The 16,644-nt window shown below is 41.2% G+C and carries 17 protein-coding genes; 8 read left to right on the top strand and 9 right to left on the bottom strand.

The annotated features are described in order from the left end of the window. Positions 1-9: 9 nt before the first annotated feature. The 5 genes from D7V92_RS00295 to D7V92_RS00275 all read right to left on the bottom strand — a co-directional run bounded on the left by D7V92_RS00295 (position 10) and on the right by D7V92_RS00275 (position 3,815). Positions 10-1,161, bottom strand: a complete 1,152-nt coding sequence (locus D7V92_RS00295) for a DUF4221 family protein (RefSeq protein WP_121772048.1) — start codon at positions 1,159-1,161, stop codon at positions 10-12. Between the two features lie 100 nt (positions 1,162-1,261). Continuing rightward, positions 1,262-1,486: an NVEALA domain-containing protein gene (locus D7V92_RS00290; RefSeq protein WP_080707563.1), complete on the bottom strand. Its 225-nt coding sequence runs from the start codon at positions 1,484-1,486 to the stop codon at positions 1,262-1,264. Between the two features lie 185 nt (positions 1,487-1,671). Next, the gene (locus D7V92_RS00285; protein ID WP_022192513.1) at positions 1,672-2,526 is read right to left on the bottom strand and encodes a DUF1573 domain-containing protein; all 855 of its coding nucleotides are present in this window, start codon (positions 2,524-2,526) and stop codon (positions 1,672-1,674) included. Positions 2,527-2,538: 12 nt separating this feature from the next. Further along, positions 2,539-3,588: a TolB-like 6-bladed beta-propeller domain-containing protein gene (locus D7V92_RS00280; protein ID WP_121772047.1), complete on the bottom strand. Its 1,050-nt coding sequence runs from the start codon at positions 3,586-3,588 to the stop codon at positions 2,539-2,541. A gap of 8 nt (positions 3,589-3,596) precedes the next feature. Beyond that, positions 3,597-3,815 (bottom strand): NVEALA domain-containing protein, encoded by a 219-nt coding sequence (locus D7V92_RS00275; protein WP_036612437.1) that lies wholly within the window; start codon positions 3,813-3,815, stop codon positions 3,597-3,599. Between the two features lie 192 nt (positions 3,816-4,007). Here D7V92_RS00275 and D7V92_RS00270 point away from each other — a divergent pair, with 192 nt between their 5' ends. Next, positions 4,008-5,009: a helix-turn-helix domain-containing protein gene (locus tag D7V92_RS00270; protein WP_051635819.1), complete on the top strand. Its 1,002-nt coding sequence runs from the start codon at positions 4,008-4,010 to the stop codon at positions 5,007-5,009. A gap of 26 nt (positions 5,010-5,035) precedes the next feature. Here the strand turns inward: D7V92_RS00270 and D7V92_RS00265 are convergent, their stop codons facing one another. Both D7V92_RS00265 and D7V92_RS00260 read right to left on the bottom strand, forming a co-directional pair. Next, positions 5,036-5,338: a type II toxin-antitoxin system RelE/ParE family toxin gene (locus D7V92_RS00265; RefSeq protein WP_022192510.1), complete on the bottom strand. Its 303-nt coding sequence runs from the start codon at positions 5,336-5,338 to the stop codon at positions 5,036-5,038. After that, entirely contained in the window at positions 5,335-5,589 is a 255-nt protein-coding gene (locus D7V92_RS00260) for a hypothetical protein (protein ID WP_022192509.1), read from the bottom strand. The genes D7V92_RS00265 and D7V92_RS00260 overlap by 4 nt, the downstream gene beginning before the upstream one ends. Positions 5,590-6,306: 717 nt before the next feature. On the opposite strand from D7V92_RS00260, the gene D7V92_RS00255 reads away from it, so the two are divergent. Beyond that, a complete protein-coding gene (locus tag D7V92_RS00255) occupies positions 6,307-7,479 on the top strand; it encodes an ATP-binding protein (protein ID WP_036610096.1) in 1,173 nt (390 codons plus the stop codon). Between the two features lie 7 nt (positions 7,480-7,486). Here D7V92_RS00255 and D7V92_RS00250 read toward each other — a convergent pair whose 3' ends face one another. Both D7V92_RS00250 and D7V92_RS00245 read right to left on the bottom strand, forming a co-directional pair. Next, positions 7,487-8,749, bottom strand: a complete 1,263-nt coding sequence (locus D7V92_RS00250; RefSeq protein WP_121772046.1) for a DUF4933 domain-containing protein — start codon at positions 8,747-8,749, stop codon at positions 7,487-7,489. Positions 8,750-8,880: 131 nt separating this feature from the next. Next, positions 8,881-9,822 carry a DMT family transporter gene (locus tag D7V92_RS00245; RefSeq protein ID WP_005859559.1) on the bottom strand — a complete coding sequence of 314 codons (942 nt, stop codon included), beginning with the start codon at positions 9,820-9,822 and terminating at the stop codon, positions 8,881-8,883. Positions 9,823-9,921: 99 nt separating this feature from the next. On the opposite strand from D7V92_RS00245, the gene D7V92_RS00240 reads away from it, so the two are divergent. The 6 genes from D7V92_RS00240 to D7V92_RS00215 all read left to right on the top strand — a co-directional run bounded on the left by D7V92_RS00240 (position 9,922) and on the right by D7V92_RS00215 (position 16,641). Then, a complete protein-coding gene (locus D7V92_RS00240) occupies positions 9,922-10,224 on the top strand; it encodes a PAAR domain-containing protein (protein WP_005859557.1) in 303 nt (100 codons plus the stop codon). Between the two features lie 82 nt (positions 10,225-10,306). Then, positions 10,307-11,359: a tryptophan--tRNA ligase gene (gene trpS / locus D7V92_RS00235; RefSeq protein ID WP_005867488.1), complete on the top strand. Its 1,053-nt coding sequence runs from the start codon at positions 10,307-10,309 to the stop codon at positions 11,357-11,359. Positions 11,360-11,508: 149 nt separating this feature from the next. Then, positions 11,509-12,021: an RNA polymerase sigma-70 factor gene (locus D7V92_RS00230; protein WP_005859552.1), complete on the top strand. Its 513-nt coding sequence runs from the start codon at positions 11,509-11,511 to the stop codon at positions 12,019-12,021. An 88-nt stretch (positions 12,022-12,109) separates the two neighbouring features. Continuing rightward, positions 12,110-12,919: an outer membrane beta-barrel protein gene (locus D7V92_RS00225; RefSeq protein ID WP_121772045.1), complete on the top strand. Its 810-nt coding sequence runs from the start codon at positions 12,110-12,112 to the stop codon at positions 12,917-12,919. Positions 12,920-13,120: 201 nt separating this feature from the next. Then, positions 13,121-13,963, top strand: coding sequence for a FecR family protein (locus tag D7V92_RS00220; protein ID WP_121772044.1), 843 nt, complete (start codon positions 13,121-13,123; stop codon positions 13,961-13,963). Between the two features lie 14 nt (positions 13,964-13,977). Continuing rightward, a complete protein-coding gene (locus tag D7V92_RS00215; protein ID WP_008772829.1) occupies positions 13,978-16,641 on the top strand; it encodes a TonB-dependent receptor in 2,664 nt (887 codons plus the stop codon). The last annotated feature ends 3 nt before the right edge of the window (positions 16,642-16,644 follow it).

Here is a 16,644-nt window from a genome sequence, read left to right as displayed (position 1 = left end):
GTGTTTTATTTAAGTGTTTTTAATTAGATCGAAACGGATAAAACTTAATAGGTCATCACTGAAATTTGGATTCATATAATGGCTGTTAGATATATAGATTCCGTCCTTCATGATCAGTATTAATTTCGAATTGTATGTATAGTCTTGAAATTTTGTTTCTCCAATATAATTTAAATCTTTATCTAAAATGATTATAGAAAAATTTTTTCCTCCATACTCTAGTAATTCCATGCTTCTTACTTTTTCTTTGGTCCAGTCTATTTCTGTTTTTGGATAGGCTATGCGATAATATACATTTCTGTATTTGTCATATAAAATATTTCCATATCGCTGATTTGTACACAATCTATCAGGATCATAACCAAATTCTGGAGGCCAATTTACTTTAGGGATAAATTTGCTTTTTGCTTTTACTCTATAAATGGAATCATGGTTGATGGTAGATGTTACATATAAGTCTTCTTCGTAATCAAAGGAGTAAATAAATCGTTTGCCATCAAAACAACGACTATAATCATTTTCCCATCCGTATTGTTTCCTTTTTACTTTAGAACCTTCATATTGTGGATATGTAAAAGGTAGGGCTTGAATAGATTTTGTATCTAAATCGAGAATAGCTGCTACTGGAGCGTTTTCGACCCATCGGTTAGGACCTGAATATATGTACATTTTTCGCCCAATAACAGTGGCTGGCCGATAGACATGAGTTATAAAACAAAAAAAGGACAAGGCCGTACCATTGTCTGCTTTTTCATAATTTATTTTATCCTTTACAATTGCATTTTTGTTAATTATAGCTATTTCTTGAAAATCATAATTTGTTAAATAGATACTGTCTAGATTTTGAATATAATACCCTAGAAAACGCCCAACCCCATTGTCTCCGTCTATTTTAGGCTCTATCTTGAACGATAATAGGCTGGTGTTTATGTCATAGAATAATATTTCGTTTTTTTTTCCATTCTGAAAAGTTAAGTATTCTTTTCCGTCTTTGCTAATGTATTGTGCAAGAAAATAGATGGAATTTTTAGTGTTGCTATCTAAATTAAACGATTTGTTTATATTTGATTCTTTTAATTGGTAATTATCGATTTTATTGCTGCTGCATGAAAAAAACATGATAAATACTATAGCTGTAAATAGAAATTGGATTGTTTTCATGTTATATGTTTTAATATATGTAGGATTGTTGCAAAAATAGAGATATATACAGCTTATATAAAGTTATATGTTCTTACATGTTCGCAACAATCCTATATCGTTAATTATCACAAGGGCTGCATCCCATTCCTCCACCAGAGCAGCAACTGCCATAACTTGTGGTCCAGAAACAAGACCCCCCAAAAGTTTCGCAGCCTGCTAATGCTTCTACATTACTAAGTAAGATGTCGTTTAATGCAACACGTTCTTTAGTTACATTCATATTCCATGCTGTAGCAATGGCAATTGTTGCCATTATTGCTATTATTGAAATTTTCTTTCTCATGATTTTTATAGTTGTTATTGTTTGTATTTTAAGAATTTTGTTTCTTGCTTACTTTTCTTCCGCAAGAAAGGGATATTCTAGAATCCTTCTATAAATTTATTTTCGTACTTTTACGTCACCTCCTTCTCTTGCGTGAAGCGGGGATAGCTTGTTGACGATAGGCAAGCTTTCTCATAGCTCTTAATTTATAGAGTTGTTCCCCTTATATTAAGCTTTATTGGCTGATTTGCATTGCATTTTACTGTGATTGTTTCATAGAAGAACCCTCTGTCTTTGGGTGTCATATAGACTTTCACTTGAAGGGCTTCTCCCGGTTTGGCCGGATGTTTGTCAAAAGTTGGTTTAGCGCATCCGCATGTTGTGGCTACATCAATTATGACAAGAGAGCAATTTCCCGTGTTTGTTAGGGTGAAAATAGCTTCTTTACTTTCTCCAAGTGTTATTGTACCCAACTGGATGGATTCTTCCTTTATCTTTACGGTGGTTTGTATCTGTGAGGATAACTTTTCTCCCGATATTTCTTGTAGATACAGGTCTTTGATATTAGAGTTATGGATGGGATTACCTATTATTAGTACCTTATTTGCTTTATCCAATAAAAAGGTCTGATATCTATTATCTGTTGGAAAATGGTTGAGTTGATTCAGTTTGTCTGATTGATCAAAACATACAGGTGTGTTAAAGCCTTCTCTTTTTAGTAGATATCGTATTTCATTCTTGTCGTTAGGGTGGAAAAAAAATAAGAATGGAACTGTTTCTTGGCTGGTAGAGTCTATATATTGGATCAATTCTTTCCAACGAGGTAGTTGTAGTTTACAACTGGTGCATCCTATGGAATCTACATAAACTAGAACTTTATGGGATGAATTTGGGATAGTGTGATATATTGTATCGGAATTGAATCGCATGAAAACCATATCCTGTGGAAACTGTATTTCCTTTCCTTGCCATTTGGATATTAAATGTTTGATCTCTTCTTTTTTCTTGTCTTGGCAAGAAAAAAGAAATAATAACAATATGATTAGACTTAAGTGCTTCATGGTATTTTATAACTAAATTTTAAATTGCAGAATTGGTTCGTCATTATTTACATCTGTGGCGAGGATCGTTCCCGTATCTTCATTTACATAAATGCCATAAATAGCGTGATCTAGAATGTATTTACGAACTAGGTTTCCTGCCAGATCGAATACATAAATATAGTATCCTCCATCTTCTGTTTTTTTCCCTTGTTTTAATGCCTGCTCTATTTCTTTGAATGTCTTACCATGGAATACTGTATAGATATAATTATCTGTGATTTGTATATCACTAAAGCCCATAATACCGATTGGTATAGCATCAGATGGAGTACTTTGAAATTCTGGTTCACCATGAGGACCATATATAATAAATTGCACAGAGTCTTTAAAATTGTATATTTCTAAGACTTCTCCAAGTTGGGTTGCCATAGCTAAAATTTTTTTTTGAGGATTGTAGTCTATAAAACTTCTCCATGCTTGAGCTAAAATAGGACGAGATATTTTTTCATTATATTTTCTCGTTGGAATTTCATTAGTTGAATTGATCCATTTCCCTTGTTGATCTGTCCACTTTTGTCTATACTCACCTAGATAGTCAGTAACTAAAAATCCTGATTCCATCGGATAAAAGTCCAAAGCTCTGACCAATCGCTTATCCATATCAACAGTTTCCACAGATGTAATCTTGTGCATATTTTGTTCAATTTTCCATCTAATTGTTCGCATTCTATTCGCATCAAGTGTCCATATAGAATCAGTGGAGATAAACCGGAAGCAGTCTGCTGATGACATTTCTTCAGGCCCTTCACCTCGTTTACCAAATGAAGTCATATATTTCCATTCGGGGTAGGAAAAGGCATGGAAAAAACAATCTGCGTTATGTAAGTCCATAATAATAGCAATACCATCCTTGACCGCTATCCGGAATGGATAGCGGAACAAGGCGGTATCTAGGTGGATAACCTGCGCATTTAATGCCTTTTCATCGGGAAAATCCTCGTAGCGGGGGAAGTGCCGTGAGGATTCCGAACAGGATACCAGACTACCTATTAATAGAACTATGTACACGTAGTAGCTCATGTGTTATTTTAACGGTTGTATATATATTTGTAATATCCTCCATTACATGATAGAGAGCCAGCCCCATAGCAATCTCCGGATCCACTTTCACCGGAAGCTAGCGCTTCAATATTAGAGAAAGTAAGATCTGAGAAATTTTGTTTTTCTTCTTTCAAAAGAAAATACGAAGCACACAAGGTGCAAATGAAAATGATAGCGAAAGCTTTTTTAAAAGTAATTTGTTTCATGTCGTTTCTAATTTTGTTACAACATACGGCTTGGTCTTTGGATAGTCAATCTTTTTAGGTGACTTTTAGCTGACAGTTGAAAAATAAGCCATTAGTCTACTTATAGTCATCTATTCATCTTGCGAGTTGAATGAATCTATTCGTAGAAAGGGATAGAAAACGTATATTCGCGGTTTTCAACGAGTAATAATTATGGAGAAGCAAAATTGGAAATTTTATTGGAAGTGGAGTGTCGTTGTTCTGATGATGATGCTTTGCTTGGTGTCTTTTTATAAATCATATCAAAATGTAAACTCTGAATTGCTGAAAGAGTCCCAAATTTTATTTCAACAGGCGGTTCAATATGACACGGATAGGCGGATAAAAGATTTAGGAAATGCTTTTTGTTTTTCCTATTCAGGCGCTAATCGATTGGAACGAGATACCATTACGATCCAGACTGCCGATACGATTATACAGATGAAGAATAATAAGGAGGTGGCACGGAGGATGTCTTCACAGGAGAAGTCTGATTTTAGCCTCCAACATTATTTGTCCATGGAGAATCCGATTCAAGTAACCTTACTGGATAGCGCTTTTCGTTCATCTTTGTATGAACATGTGACTCGGGCTCAGACCGTAACTTGTTATACCTTTATAGACAAGACGGAATGTAGCTCTTCAGATACTTCTTTTTATCAATCTTTCATACCATTAAAAGAAATTGTTTTTGGAGCGAATCGGACGATCGTTTTGCAAGCGTTTGTTCAATTTCCTTTCCTTTATATAGTAGGTGAAGTGTTTTTGCGAAATATATTTTGGATTCTGGCAATGGTTATTCTCTGGGTTATCGCTATTGTCTTGACATGGAAAAGACCAAGGATAAATATCTTACCACTACAAGAAGCACCTAAAGAGATGATACAAATAACAGAAGATATCTTGTTCGATGAAACACATGGCGTATTGCATTATCATAGGCATCGTATCGAATTGGCAAATCAACGGCTGAAACTGTTTTGTATTTTATTAGAACATAAAGGATATTTCATAGAGTCCGATCAGCTGAAAGAAGAAATCTGGCCGGATGGAAGTGTGTCCAAAGACGCTCTTACCGCTACGGCTAAAAGGCTTAAAGAGGATTTGTCTTCTATTCCCAATCTTAAGGTGGAAAGCTCTCGTGGAAAAGGCTATATGTTAAGTGTCGTGGGTTAACCTAACTTAGGAAAGGAAAGAGTGTCTTATAAAGCTTTGTCCTTGCCTCTTAGCTTTCTCTCATATTCCTTACTGTAAGCCTCTCCTCTGCTAACTAGATATTCAAAGAAAACTGTATTGTCTATTACCCGTAAAAGGAATAAGGCACGAAAACTACCAATCCTTATACGGTATATATTTTGAAAGTCTTTCAGTTTCTTACAATCGGTAATATCCTCTATGGATGCGGCTTGTTTAACCTCCTTGATCATATTGATAACTGAATTCTTGTATTTTCCGGACAATTTATTTACAGAATTTGAAAAATCCTTGGAGTAATTAATGTTCATATCCCTAATGATTTCTCAAAATCCTCTTTCTCTTTGTCCGACAAATAAACCTTACCTTCCGGGCGAGTCTCAACTAGATGGCGATATAAATCCTCATCATTCATGGTTTTCGCTTCAGTGATCAATAAGTTCTCAATGAATGCCTTTAAACTCTTGCCTTCAGATACCGCCATGAACGATAGTCTCTTTAATGTGTCCTCTGGAAGCTCTATCAGTTTCTTCTTTCTTGGTAATGATAGTGCGTTACTCATAAGTCTATGTTTTTGATGCAAATATATAAAGTATATATAATATATGCAATATATAAAGTCTATATGATTGTTTTAAATTGCCAGCACTATCCGGAAGGGCTGTAGTTACCGACAAACTGCGTTGGCAAATCGAGGCACATACTTATAACCAGTATATTGTGTACTAAAAACGTTAACATACATTGAGTCAACCTTTCTTACATATTAGACGGAAAGTAGTCAGCCAAATTCGTTAAACTACAGGGGTATTGTTGTTTCTCGTAGGGAAAACAATGGTTTCTTAATAAGGAAACTTTAGTTTTTGCCTAGAAAAACTGTAAACTATTATACGTTAATGTTTTATAGGTATCAAGAAGAGTGCTGAAGTGATGAAATACGGCGAGTGTAAGAAGATCGTTCTGTTTTGTGGTGAAAAAGCGTAAGTGATTGTAGATAGGATCGGATTATTGTAGATGTTTTTTTATCTGCAATCATGGGTTAAATATCATATAACCAGATGTCTATATGCGAAGTTGTAGATGTTGTAGATGTTTTTGATTATTTATAGGAAAGGATAGGGTGGTAAATGAATAGTGAGTGGGACGAGGGCGTTTTTAAGCAGATAGCCTTAGGGCAATTTATATAAAGGTATTTGCACGATGCGATGTGCAATTTTGCATGAAAATAGCACATCGCATCGTGCAATTTTGTATATTTGTCACATAAACATGAATCGATATGGAGACCTTATTTCGTTCCTTTAGAACTCAATTAGAGCATACTTCGACAGAAGTCGTGCGTTTTCTTCACGATCAGATCGCATGGGATAGCCGATTGGTTGCGATTTTAGGTGCTCGTGGTGTTGGGAAGACTACCCTATTGTTGCAGCATATCAAATTGTATGATCGTGAGGATGAGTCTTTGTATGTTACGGCAGATGATTTCTATTTTACCAAGTATCGGTTATTCGACATGGCTTATCAATTTTATAATCTGGGTGGGAAAAAACTTTATATTGACGAGATTCATAAATACAAGGATTGGTCTAGGGAGGTGAAGAATATATACGATCAAATTCCTGGTCTTCAAGTTATCTATACAGGTTCGTCTATTCTTGATCTGGAGAAAGGTGGTGCGGATTTAAGTCGCAGGAAGGTAGAGTATAGATTACCCGGACTTTCTTTTCGGGAATATTTGAATATATCGCAGGGGTGGCAGCTTCCATCGTATTCGTTGGAAGAGATTCTTGCTGGGAAGGTTGAGTTCCCTTATAAGGAAGCTCGTCCACTCAAATTATTTAACGATTATTTATCGACAGGTTATTATCCATTTTTTCAAGATACGGAATATCTCTTGCGTCTGCGTAGCGTGATTAACCAAATGGTGGAATCTGATATTCCGATTTTTGCGGATATGACGGTGGCTTCTGCCGTAAAGTTGAAGAAATTATTATATGTATTAGCTCAAAGTGTCCCTTTCAAACCAAATTATACGAAGTTGGCGAGAGATTTGGATATCAGCCGGAATGTGTTGCCCGACTACATGAGTTATTTGGAGAAGGCAGGTCTGGTTAATTTACTGCGAGAAAAAGCGCAGGGCTTGAAATTATTGGAGAAAGTAGAGAAGATCTATCTGAATAATACGAATCTGGCTTATGCGTTGTCGGAGCAGGTACCGGATATCGGTTCCGTGCGTGAGACGGTTTTTCTATCTTGGATGCGAGTCGTATGCTTCGTTACTTCTTCTGCGATTTCAGACTTTGAGATAGATGGCCGAACCTTTGAGGTTGGGGGAAAGAATAAGACGCGGCAACAGATCAAGCAAGCGGCGGATGGGTATGTGGTGAAAGATGACATAGAGTATGCTTTCCGCAATATGATTCCTTTATGGATGTTTGGCTTTATCTATTGAATATCCATCAAGGTCTTGCCACGATCATTACATAATCCCTCTCGAACACTTTAGGATCGTCTAAGAATTTGATTAGGTCTTTTTGGCGGGAGGAGCCTGTTCGTTTAACGGTCTCACGCATTTCGGTGACGGTACGAATCATATAAACACAGTCATCGGTTTGTCCGTCTGGCCAGAACGGAAGTCCATCATCTATATCATTGATAAATCCTCCGGAGCTTTTGGGTAAGGCGTATGTTTTCTTCTCTTTCTTGAGATAGACTACTCGATGGGTGATAACCGGTTTGTAATCGTCCAGCCATCCCAGCCAATTATAGATGGCGGGAGAACCTTTTTGAAAGACTCCCATAAATAGCCCGTTCGGATTCTCCAAGAAAGAACGAAGACCGGTCGGTTTATCTTGATTGTCTTTATGAAGCGCATATAAAGGGGTGATCGAGTGGGAACTTGAAAGCTGGTATACCGTATCTCGATAAGGAATCAAGAAATTTATTCGGTCTTGATCCGTATTCCAATAAAAGGTTTGAAACCGGGTGATCGTATCCGGAGAGACGTTAATATCTTTGGCATCCGCAAGGATGAATTTGCAAAGCGTATCTCCTCGAAGGTTGAATGTCGTTATTCCTTTCGGGATTTTAGAGCCTTCCGCATAATCACAAAGCATATATCCCGAGGAGGAGAAGCCTACTATTTGACTGGCATCCGCATTTATCGAATATTTGGTAGGCAGGTTTTCGGGGAATATATAATTCTGAATGGTCAGCATCGTATCTAATGTGGGTAATTCCCCGATACATGGCCTTATATCGTTGAATGTGGTCGAATCTTTTTTATTGTCTTGGTCGAGGCCGCTCAAGGCGCAGTACATACGGGTTGTTTTCTTGTCGTAAAATAGATTAAGGCCGTTCATCCCATGGTTCCATTTATAATCCAAGGCCTTAAATCCATATCGTTTGCTGGGAATGCCTTGCTTACGATAATAAATACGTGGGTTATTGAATGTGATGAAAGCGTCGCTATCCGGAATAGCGATCGCTTGTGTTACCGTGTAACGAGCGTCTCCAACATTATAATATTCCAGCTTAGAGGCTATTTGACTCAGTTTCAACATCGCCGGATGGTTCAGCGCCTTTTCTATATCAATGAGGGCCGGAGTCGTTGAACTATTATATTCCGGTTCATATTGGGGAGAGGTGGGTTGATTCCTTTGTTGGCAACTATTTAAGAGCAATGCAAGGAACAATAAGCATGTTGAGAACTTGGTGATCATGATTGGATACGTATTGTTTATCGCAAACATATGTAAAATAATTGATTGTAACAAATGATTTTACGAATTTATCATAGATTTGCGATAGCCCCGTAAATAGTATCTGGATAGAAATGATACCTATTGTGATTTTATGATTTAGCGTTCTTTTTCTTAAGCGGAAGCCTTGGGAAAAGCTTTCGGAAACGAACTAGGTGGCTTGTTACGTTACTTCCTGCGATAATGAGGGTAACGGCTAGGATGATCAAGATGATTCCGCAACACAATCGTAACGTTAATGATTCACCGAAGACAGTCACTCCGAAGAATACGGCGGTCAACGGTTCCAAGGCTCCGAGGATCGCCGTTGGGGTGGAGCCGATATATTGGACCGCTAGTGTCGTGCAAAGGAAAGAGATAGCGGTTGGGAATATGGCTAAAGCGATCAGGTTACCCCATAAATACCAATCATGGACAATGTGAAGGCTCCTGCCGAAATCTATACGGACTAAAAACAAGGTCATTCCGAAAAGCAAGACATAGAACGTAAGTTTCAACGTAGCGATATTCTTTAATAGCGGACGATTCGCGCCTACGATATAAATAGCATAGGAAAGAGCGGAAGCCATGACCAACAGGACACCGGTTAAACTAAGAGTCGTTCCGTCGCCACTTTTATAAAGTAAGCCGATACCGCCTAATGCCAGCAAGATACAAAAGATGGTTTGTAACGTTAATTTCTCCTTGAAGACAAACGCCATGATCAGCGCCACTAAGATCGGATAGACAAACAGCAAAGTCGAGGCGATGCCTGCTTCCATATAATTATAGCTTTGGAATAACGCTAGGGAAGAGAAGGAAACCAACAGCCCCATGAGGATTAAAGGAACGATCTCGTTGGGTTTCAACTTAAAGTTCCGCCCTCTCGCTTTGATCATGATACCTAATACCGGGATCGCGAATAAATATCTGAAAAACAGGACTGAATCCGGATTCATACCGGCTTTATACAAGGGTAGGGCGAACAAGGGGTTCATTCCATAAGTCGCGGCGGCGATAGCCCCTAGAACATATCCTTTTGCTTTTGCATTCATGATTAAAAATATTAGCGCGCAAAAGTAGTATATTCATGATAAATATTATATATTTGTAGATTATCATTTCAATAAATCGTTAACTAAAAAGTAATAAATATGCCTCCAGCAGCAAGATTGACAGATATGCATACATGTCCTATGCAAACCCCGGCTTGGCCATCACCGATACCCCATGTAGGCGGTCCTATTGTAGGGCCGGGAGCGGCGACTGTTCTAATCGGCAAGCTACCGGCGGCGGTAATGGGAGATAATTGCGTTTGTGTAGGCCCTCCGGATACGATCATTAAAGGATCTTCCACCGTGATGATCTGCGGTAAACCTGCCGCCAGAATGGGAGATACGACAGCTCACGGAGGGCAAATCGTATTGGGATGTCCCACCGTTATAATAGGTGGTTAGGAGGATCTGCGGCATATAATATATGTATATTGTGAGAATATTACTATCTTTGCCGCCACTTGAAAACTAAAAATAACAAGACATGGAAACAGTAGTAAGTGGAATCAGACCAACAGGTAATCTGCATCTAGGCAATTACTTTGGCGCGGTAAAGAGTTTCTTGCGGATGCAAGATGAGTATAATTGCTTCTTCTTTATCGCTGATTGGCATTCGTTGACTACTCACCCGCATCCTGACAATATACGAAATAGCGTAAAGACGATCCTCTCGGAATATCTGGCTTGTGGTATCGATCCGGAAAAAGCTACCATTTATATTCAGAGCGATGTGCCGGAGGTGGTAGAGTTGTATCTATATTTGAATATGAACGCCGGTATCGGCGAGTTGATGCGTACGGCTTCCTTTAAGGATAAGGCCCGTCAGCAGTTGCATATCAGCCGGGAAGGATGTGAAGGCGATGTAGAGAAAGAGATTTTTAATGAAGGTAATAAACATAGCGTAAGCGCTGGTTTGTTGACTTACCCGACCTTGATGGCCGCCGATATTATTATCCATAAGGCGTTGAAGGTTCCTGTAGGTAAGGATCAGGAGCAGAATATGGAAATGGCCCGTCGTTTCGCCCGCCGTTTCAATTCTACCTATGGAGTAGATTTCTTCCCGGAACCAGCTTCGTTCCATTTGGGCGATAAGTCCGTGAAAGTACCGGGCTTGGATGGCTCCGGTAAGATGGGCAAGAGCGAGGGTAACGCGATCTACTTGATAGATGATGAGAAAACAATCAAGAAGAAGGTTATGAAAGCGGTTTCCGATGCGGGACCAACCGAGCCGAATAGCGTGAAGCCCGAGCCGATCGCCAATTTATTCACGATGATGGAAATTGTCTCCGAGAAAGAGACCTATGATTTCTTTAATGAGAAATACAACAATTGCGAGATCCGTTACGGCGATATGAAAAAGCAGTTGGCCGAGGATATCAATAAGTTCTGCGCTCCGATCCGTGAGCGTATCTTGGATATGGCCGCCAATACGGAATATCTGGATAAGGTAGCCCGTATGGGTGCGGAGAAAGCTCGTGAGAGCGCTTCTAAGACTTTAAATGAGGTACGCCAGATTATCGGTTTCCGTCCATATTGATGCTTATTAATTAAAAATAAGAAAAAGCGTTTAGGGATAAGTCCTTAAACGCTTTCTTTTTATTAAAACCATTATAAAGAACCTGAAAAGCGATTTGTTAAAAAGAAAAGGTTGTTACTTTGCGGTGAATAGTTACAGATAACAAACGTATGGCTGCTATTACCACCCAAGAATTTGAACATCATTTCAAGAGTTTATATAAGCCCTTGTGTTTGTTTGCGCTTCGTTATACCGATCAGGTGGACGATGCCGAGGATATCGTGCAACAGGCCTTCGCGGATGTATGGGATAAGAACCGGGCTGGTAATGTGATCGGGAATCTCAAGGCTTATTTATATCAAGCGGTGAGGAACCGTTCTCTTTCATTTACCTCACAACCCGTAAACGCTGAGGCCACCGAGCAGTTACCCGACGTAGAAGATACCTCGGAAGAGGAAGACATCCTGCGATCGGAGCGTGACGCCCGCCTGTGGGACGCTATCGATCGGTTACCTCCCGAACGGAAGAAGATTTTCTTGTTATCCAAACGGGATGGCTTGAAATACCAAGAGATCGCGGAGGAATTGAATTTATCGGTAAAAACGGTTGAGAACCAGATGAGCAAGGCATTGAAAGCTTTGCGAGAGACCGCTATCCGTGTTTATATGTTCTTTTTCGGATAAATTTTATAGAAAGGAATGGGGGTTTTTCATATTTCTCTGTCTTAGAGATAAAGGTTACTTGTTTATTTCATTAAAGCATGGAGAGTGTATGAGGAAGTTGGTGGTATTTGTGATGTTGATGACGTGCGTGATCTCGGCCCAAGCGCAATGGAAAGTGACGCCGGAAGCCGGTATGAACGTGACAAAGTATAAGGGAGATGTCGCTAAGGTAGGCTTTAAGGCTGGGGCTGCGGTCTCTTATACATTCGGATCGGGCTGGTTCTCGCTTCAATCCGGTTTGTATTATGTGCGACGGGGGAAGGGGCTGTCTTCTTATAGTGAGATTTATGGAACTAGTGAGAGTCCATATGGGGGACGGGAAGGTACGAGTATATTTCTCTATCCCGTTTCCAGTGATTATTTGAATCTGTGGGGATACGGTTATGGTAATGGTTACGGCTTTACGGGCTTCTATTATGATACCTATGGAATTAAGGATTTTGATGTAGAAGGTATAAGGCATCGCAGTCAGAAGGAGCATCGTGAATATATCCAATTACCGATCTTGGCTCGTTTCGATTGGCAGGTAAGTAAGGATGTTCGGTTACATTTGGCGGTCGGTCCCTATTTGGCGGTTGGCTTGGGAGGAAAAGTGACGTATGAGGAAAGTGATTATTCTTTAAAAGGAAAGCTGCCCTATAATAAGGAAATATCATATAACCCGTTTAATCCCGGCCAAGGATATGCGGTAGCGTCTCGTTTTGACTGGGGAGCTACCATAGAGGCTGGTATAGAGGTGAAACGGGTCGCTTTTAAGGTTGGCTATGATCTTGGTGTAGATAAGCAATACAAGGGATATGCTTATAACATAGGCCTGAACTATCATACGGCTAGTTTTACCTTGGGATACACATTTTAAAGAGAAAATAGGATGAAAGCGATGGTTTGTATAAAGTGGGTATTTATATTCGCGGTGTTGATGATGATTTTCTCATCTTGCGTATCGTCTAGGATCTCGCCCAGTATGAGTGTGGGAGTTCCATTGAAGAAGGGGCAGGCCCCAAATGTCGGATTCCAGTGGTATGAGACTGGAAGGACTTATTAAATAAAAGGAATAGTAATGAATAACGAGCATGGCAATAAATTAGAACAACGCGTCCGTTTCGTAGCGAAGCGCTATCGGGAAGGAAGCCTTGACCCGGATAAGGCATGGCAGAAGTTCGCTTCTGAGCATGCGATTAGCCGGAAGGTCTCGTTTCGCCGGTATTGGATCGGGGCGGCCGCTGTCGTGTTAGTGCTCGTAGGTCTGGGGACATGGTTTACGGTAGAGAGAAACGCCCCGGATTGGGTTGCGATTACTACCGCCCCCGGACAAATGAAAGATGTTTACCTTCCGGATAGTACCTTGGTCGCTTTGGCCGGCGATTCATGGATCCGGTATGACGCGAAGAGATATGATAAAGAGAGGCGTGCCGTGGAGATGAATGGAAAGGCCTTTTTCCAAGTGACGAGGAACGAGGCACGCCCTTTCTCAGTGAAAACGAGCCAAACGGAAGTTACGGTGCTGGGAACAAGTTTCCAGATAGATGAGAAGCCTACCGTTACGGAAGTCAATGTAGTTACCGGCAAGGTATGTTTTACCGCCGGGGAGGAAAAGGAGAATGTGATACTTACCGCTGGAATGTCGGCTCAGTATTCTATGGAGAACAAGGAGATAACGGTAGTGACGGAAGAAGACGTGAACAAGTTGGCTTGGAGAACGGGGCAACTTCGTTTTATGGAGACGCCGCTGGATAAGGTGATCGAGGACTTGAGTGATTATTATCAAGTTAAGATTGCGAACCAGACAAAGAATGAGGGAGCGAGATTGACCGCTACTTTTAATAATCTGCCCTTGGAGGCTGTATTGCAGGTTGTTAACCAGACATTGGACGCACGTTTGGTTTCCACTTCGAAGAAATAAAATCAGATCATTTTATGAGATCTATTGTTGTATGGCTGATAGGGATTCTTTTGCTTCCCGGTTGGATGGGACATCTATATGCGCAGATGCCCGAACCTACGCCGACGGTTACGTTGGATATGCGGCAGGTTCCCCTGTTGGATATATTGATGGAGCTTGAGAAACAAACCGGATTGTTCTTCTCGTACGAGTCCTCTCTGCTGAAAGAGCTGCCAGAGGTTTCCCTGTCGGTCCGGGATGAATCCTTGTCGTACTGCTTGAAGCGCTTATTTTCCCCATTACCGATTATCTATCGGGTTACGGGGCAATATATCATCTTAAAGCGAAAGCCCCGTCAATATACGATCAGCGGATTCGTCAGGGATTCAGCCTCGTATGAGAGTTTGTTGGGGGCCTCGGTTCTGGTGAAAAGTTCGAGGGGAGGGACGATGTCTAATAATTACGGCTTTTACAGCTTGATACTTCCACCCGGTAAGGTTCGCCTTAGGGCCTCGTATGTGGGCTTTAAGGCGATGGAGATAGAGATCGATTTGCAAAGGGATACGATGATCGACTTCCCGTTGAGGTCATTGGCCTCGTTAGGCGAGGTCGTTATTCGGGGGACCCGGCCTCGCTACGAGATATTGAGTAGCCGTGCGGGGGTGATTGACGTACCTGCCGAGCGGGTGAAGTCGATGCCCGCTTTGCTGGGGGAGGCGGATCTGGTGAAGACCTTACAGCAGTTGCCGGGCGTGGCGGTAGGCACCGAGGGAATGACCGGCTTGTATGTGCGTGGGGGCGGGGCCGATGAGAATTTGTATCTGCTGGATGGAAATCCGGTCTATCATGTGAACCATTTGTTGGGGTTTTTCTCGGCGTTCAACCCGGACGCGATAAAGAATACCCGGTTTTATAAAGGGAGCTTTCCGGCGGAATACGGCGGAAGGCTCTCGTCGGTTGTAGATGTCCGTATGAATGACGGTAACCGGCAGGAGTATCACGGGAATATCTCCGTGGGTTTGCTTTCCGCACGGGCCAATCTGGAGGGGCCGATTGTTAAGGATCGCTCCTCGTTTAATGTCTCGGTACGTCGTACGTGGTTGGATTTGATAACAGGGACGGCTTTGGCGATCATTAATAAGAACAGTGATACCAAGGAGAGTTTCGGTTATCACTTTTTTGATATAAACGCGAAGGTGAACCATTCTTTCTCGGAACGTAGCCGGGCCTATTTGAGCTTTTATATGGGGCAAGATGCTTTTCGGCAGGGAAGCAAGGAGAAGCATGAGGATTCGGATGATATGTTTCTCTGGCGTTGGGGAAACTTGATCGGCTCCGCAGGGTGGAACTACGTGTTCGGGCAAAAGCTGTTTGGTAATCTAATGGTGGGCTACAGCCGTTTTCGCTCGCATATCCGGCAAGAGGCGAAGGGGTATGAAATCGAAGGAAATAGGGCAGAACGGCAATCAATTAAGCGGGATAGCCGTTATAAATCGGAGATGGAGGATCTGAGCGTACGGCTGTCAGTGGATTACAGTCCTTCAATGAATCACCGGATACGAATGGGCACGGATTACCTGTATCATAATTTTCGCCCGGAGAATAGCCAGCAACGGTCTTGGGTGAACGATTCGTTAGTAAATCCCGTATATGAGCTTTTGTATGATTATTCCTTGATAAAAGGGCATGAGTTCTCTTTGTTTGCCGAGGATGAGATGCGGGTCACGGATCGCTTGCGGGTGAATGCCGGATTGCGGTATACCTTGTTTCATGTAGAGAATGAGATCTATCATTCTTTTCAGCCTCGTTTGTCGGCACGTTATTTACTTCGTCCGGATCTATCGGCGAAGATATCCTACAGTAAGATGAACCAATATGTCCACTTATTATCGAATACCTATGTGAACCAGCCTACGGATATTTGGGTCCCGGTGACGGAGCAAGTCCCTCCGATGAGTTCTCACCAGATTACTGCCGGGCTTTATTATAATCTGAAACGGATGTATGATTTCTCGATCGAGGGGTATTATAAACGGTTGAATAACTTGATTGATTATAAGGATCATTGGCCGGTTGAGACACATTTCTCCGGTTGGGAAGACCGGGTCGGTTTGGGAAAGGGTAAGACCTATGGTGTGGAGTTTATGGCGCAAAAGACAAATGGGAAGACAACCGGATGGATCGGGTATACGCTTTCTTGGTCGGATCGGTGGTTTCCGGATGGTTCCGTGAATAAGGGGCGTCATTTCCCGTTTCGCTTCGACAACCGGCATAAGGTGAATGTGGTCGTTTCTCGTAAGTTATCCCGGAAGGTGGAGTTAACGGGAGCTTGGGTGTTCGCCTCAGGAAACCATATTAGCTTGCCGGAGTATAAATATCTGTCTCCGATTTATCAGAAAGAGAACGGGTATGCCGGAGTGGATTCATACAGACCGATGAATTCAGGTTTGAGCGCTCGTAATAATTATCAATTGTCTCCTTATCACCGTTTGGATTTGGGCGTGAATTTTTATCGATATAAAAAGAAGGGTCGGATGGGGATTTGGAACATAAGCATATACAATACGTATTTGAAACCGAATCCCTTCATGACGGAGGTTATGGTAAACCAGGATATAAATCAGCGATATCATGTAGTGCTACAGGAGACGATTTTGTTCTATTGCATGCCCTCGGTTTCTTATACTTATAAATTCTAGCTT

It is taken from the genome of Parabacteroides sp. CH2-D42-20 (assembly GCF_003670185.1).
Lineage (GTDB): Bacteria > Bacteroidota > Bacteroidia > Bacteroidales > Tannerellaceae > Parabacteroides > Parabacteroides distasonis.
The sequence above is the reverse complement of the archived record's forward strand: the minus strand, read 5'-3'. Positions and strand labels throughout refer to the sequence as shown.

Coding starts and splice junctions, on each gene's coding strand:
- D7V92_RS00295 (WP_121772048.1), bottom strand. CDS start 1,161: ATGAAAACAATCCAATTTCTATTTACAGCTATAGTATTTATCATGTTT.
- D7V92_RS00290 (WP_080707563.1), bottom strand. CDS start 1,486: ATGAGAAAGAAAATTTCAATAATAGCAATAATGGCAACAATTGCCATT.
- D7V92_RS00285 (WP_022192513.1), bottom strand. CDS start 2,526: ATGAAGCACTTAAGTCTAATCATATTGTTATTATTTCTTTTTTCTTGC.
- D7V92_RS00280 (WP_121772047.1), bottom strand. CDS start 3,588: ATGAGCTACTACGTGTACATAGTTCTATTAATAGGTAGTCTGGTATCC.
- D7V92_RS00275 (WP_036612437.1), bottom strand. CDS start 3,815: ATGAAACAAATTACTTTTAAAAAAGCTTTCGCTATCATTTTCATTTGC.
- D7V92_RS00270 (WP_051635819.1), top strand. CDS start 4,008: ATGGAGAAGCAAAATTGGAAATTTTATTGGAAGTGGAGTGTCGTTGTT.
- D7V92_RS00265 (WP_022192510.1), bottom strand. CDS start 5,338: ATGAACATTAATTACTCCAAGGATTTTTCAAATTCTGTAAATAAATTG.
- D7V92_RS00260 (WP_022192509.1), bottom strand. CDS start 5,589: ATGAGTAACGCACTATCATTACCAAGAAAGAAGAAACTGATAGAGCTT.
- D7V92_RS00255 (WP_036610096.1), top strand. CDS start 6,307: ATGGAGACCTTATTTCGTTCCTTTAGAACTCAATTAGAGCATACTTCG.
- D7V92_RS00250 (WP_121772046.1), bottom strand. CDS start 8,749: ATGATCACCAAGTTCTCAACATGCTTATTGTTCCTTGCATTGCTCTTA.
- D7V92_RS00245 (WP_005859559.1), bottom strand. CDS start 9,822: ATGAATGCAAAAGCAAAAGGATATGTTCTAGGGGCTATCGCCGCCGCG.
- D7V92_RS00240 (WP_005859557.1), top strand. CDS start 9,922: ATGCCTCCAGCAGCAAGATTGACAGATATGCATACATGTCCTATGCAA.
- trpS (WP_005867488.1), top strand. CDS start 10,307: ATGGAAACAGTAGTAAGTGGAATCAGACCAACAGGTAATCTGCATCTA.
- D7V92_RS00230 (WP_005859552.1), top strand. CDS start 11,509: ATGGCTGCTATTACCACCCAAGAATTTGAACATCATTTCAAGAGTTTA.
- D7V92_RS00225 (WP_121772045.1), top strand. CDS start 12,110: ATGAGGAAGTTGGTGGTATTTGTGATGTTGATGACGTGCGTGATCTCG.
- D7V92_RS00220 (WP_121772044.1), top strand. CDS start 13,121: ATGAATAACGAGCATGGCAATAAATTAGAACAACGCGTCCGTTTCGTA.
- D7V92_RS00215 (WP_008772829.1), top strand. CDS start 13,978: ATGAGATCTATTGTTGTATGGCTGATAGGGATTCTTTTGCTTCCCGGT.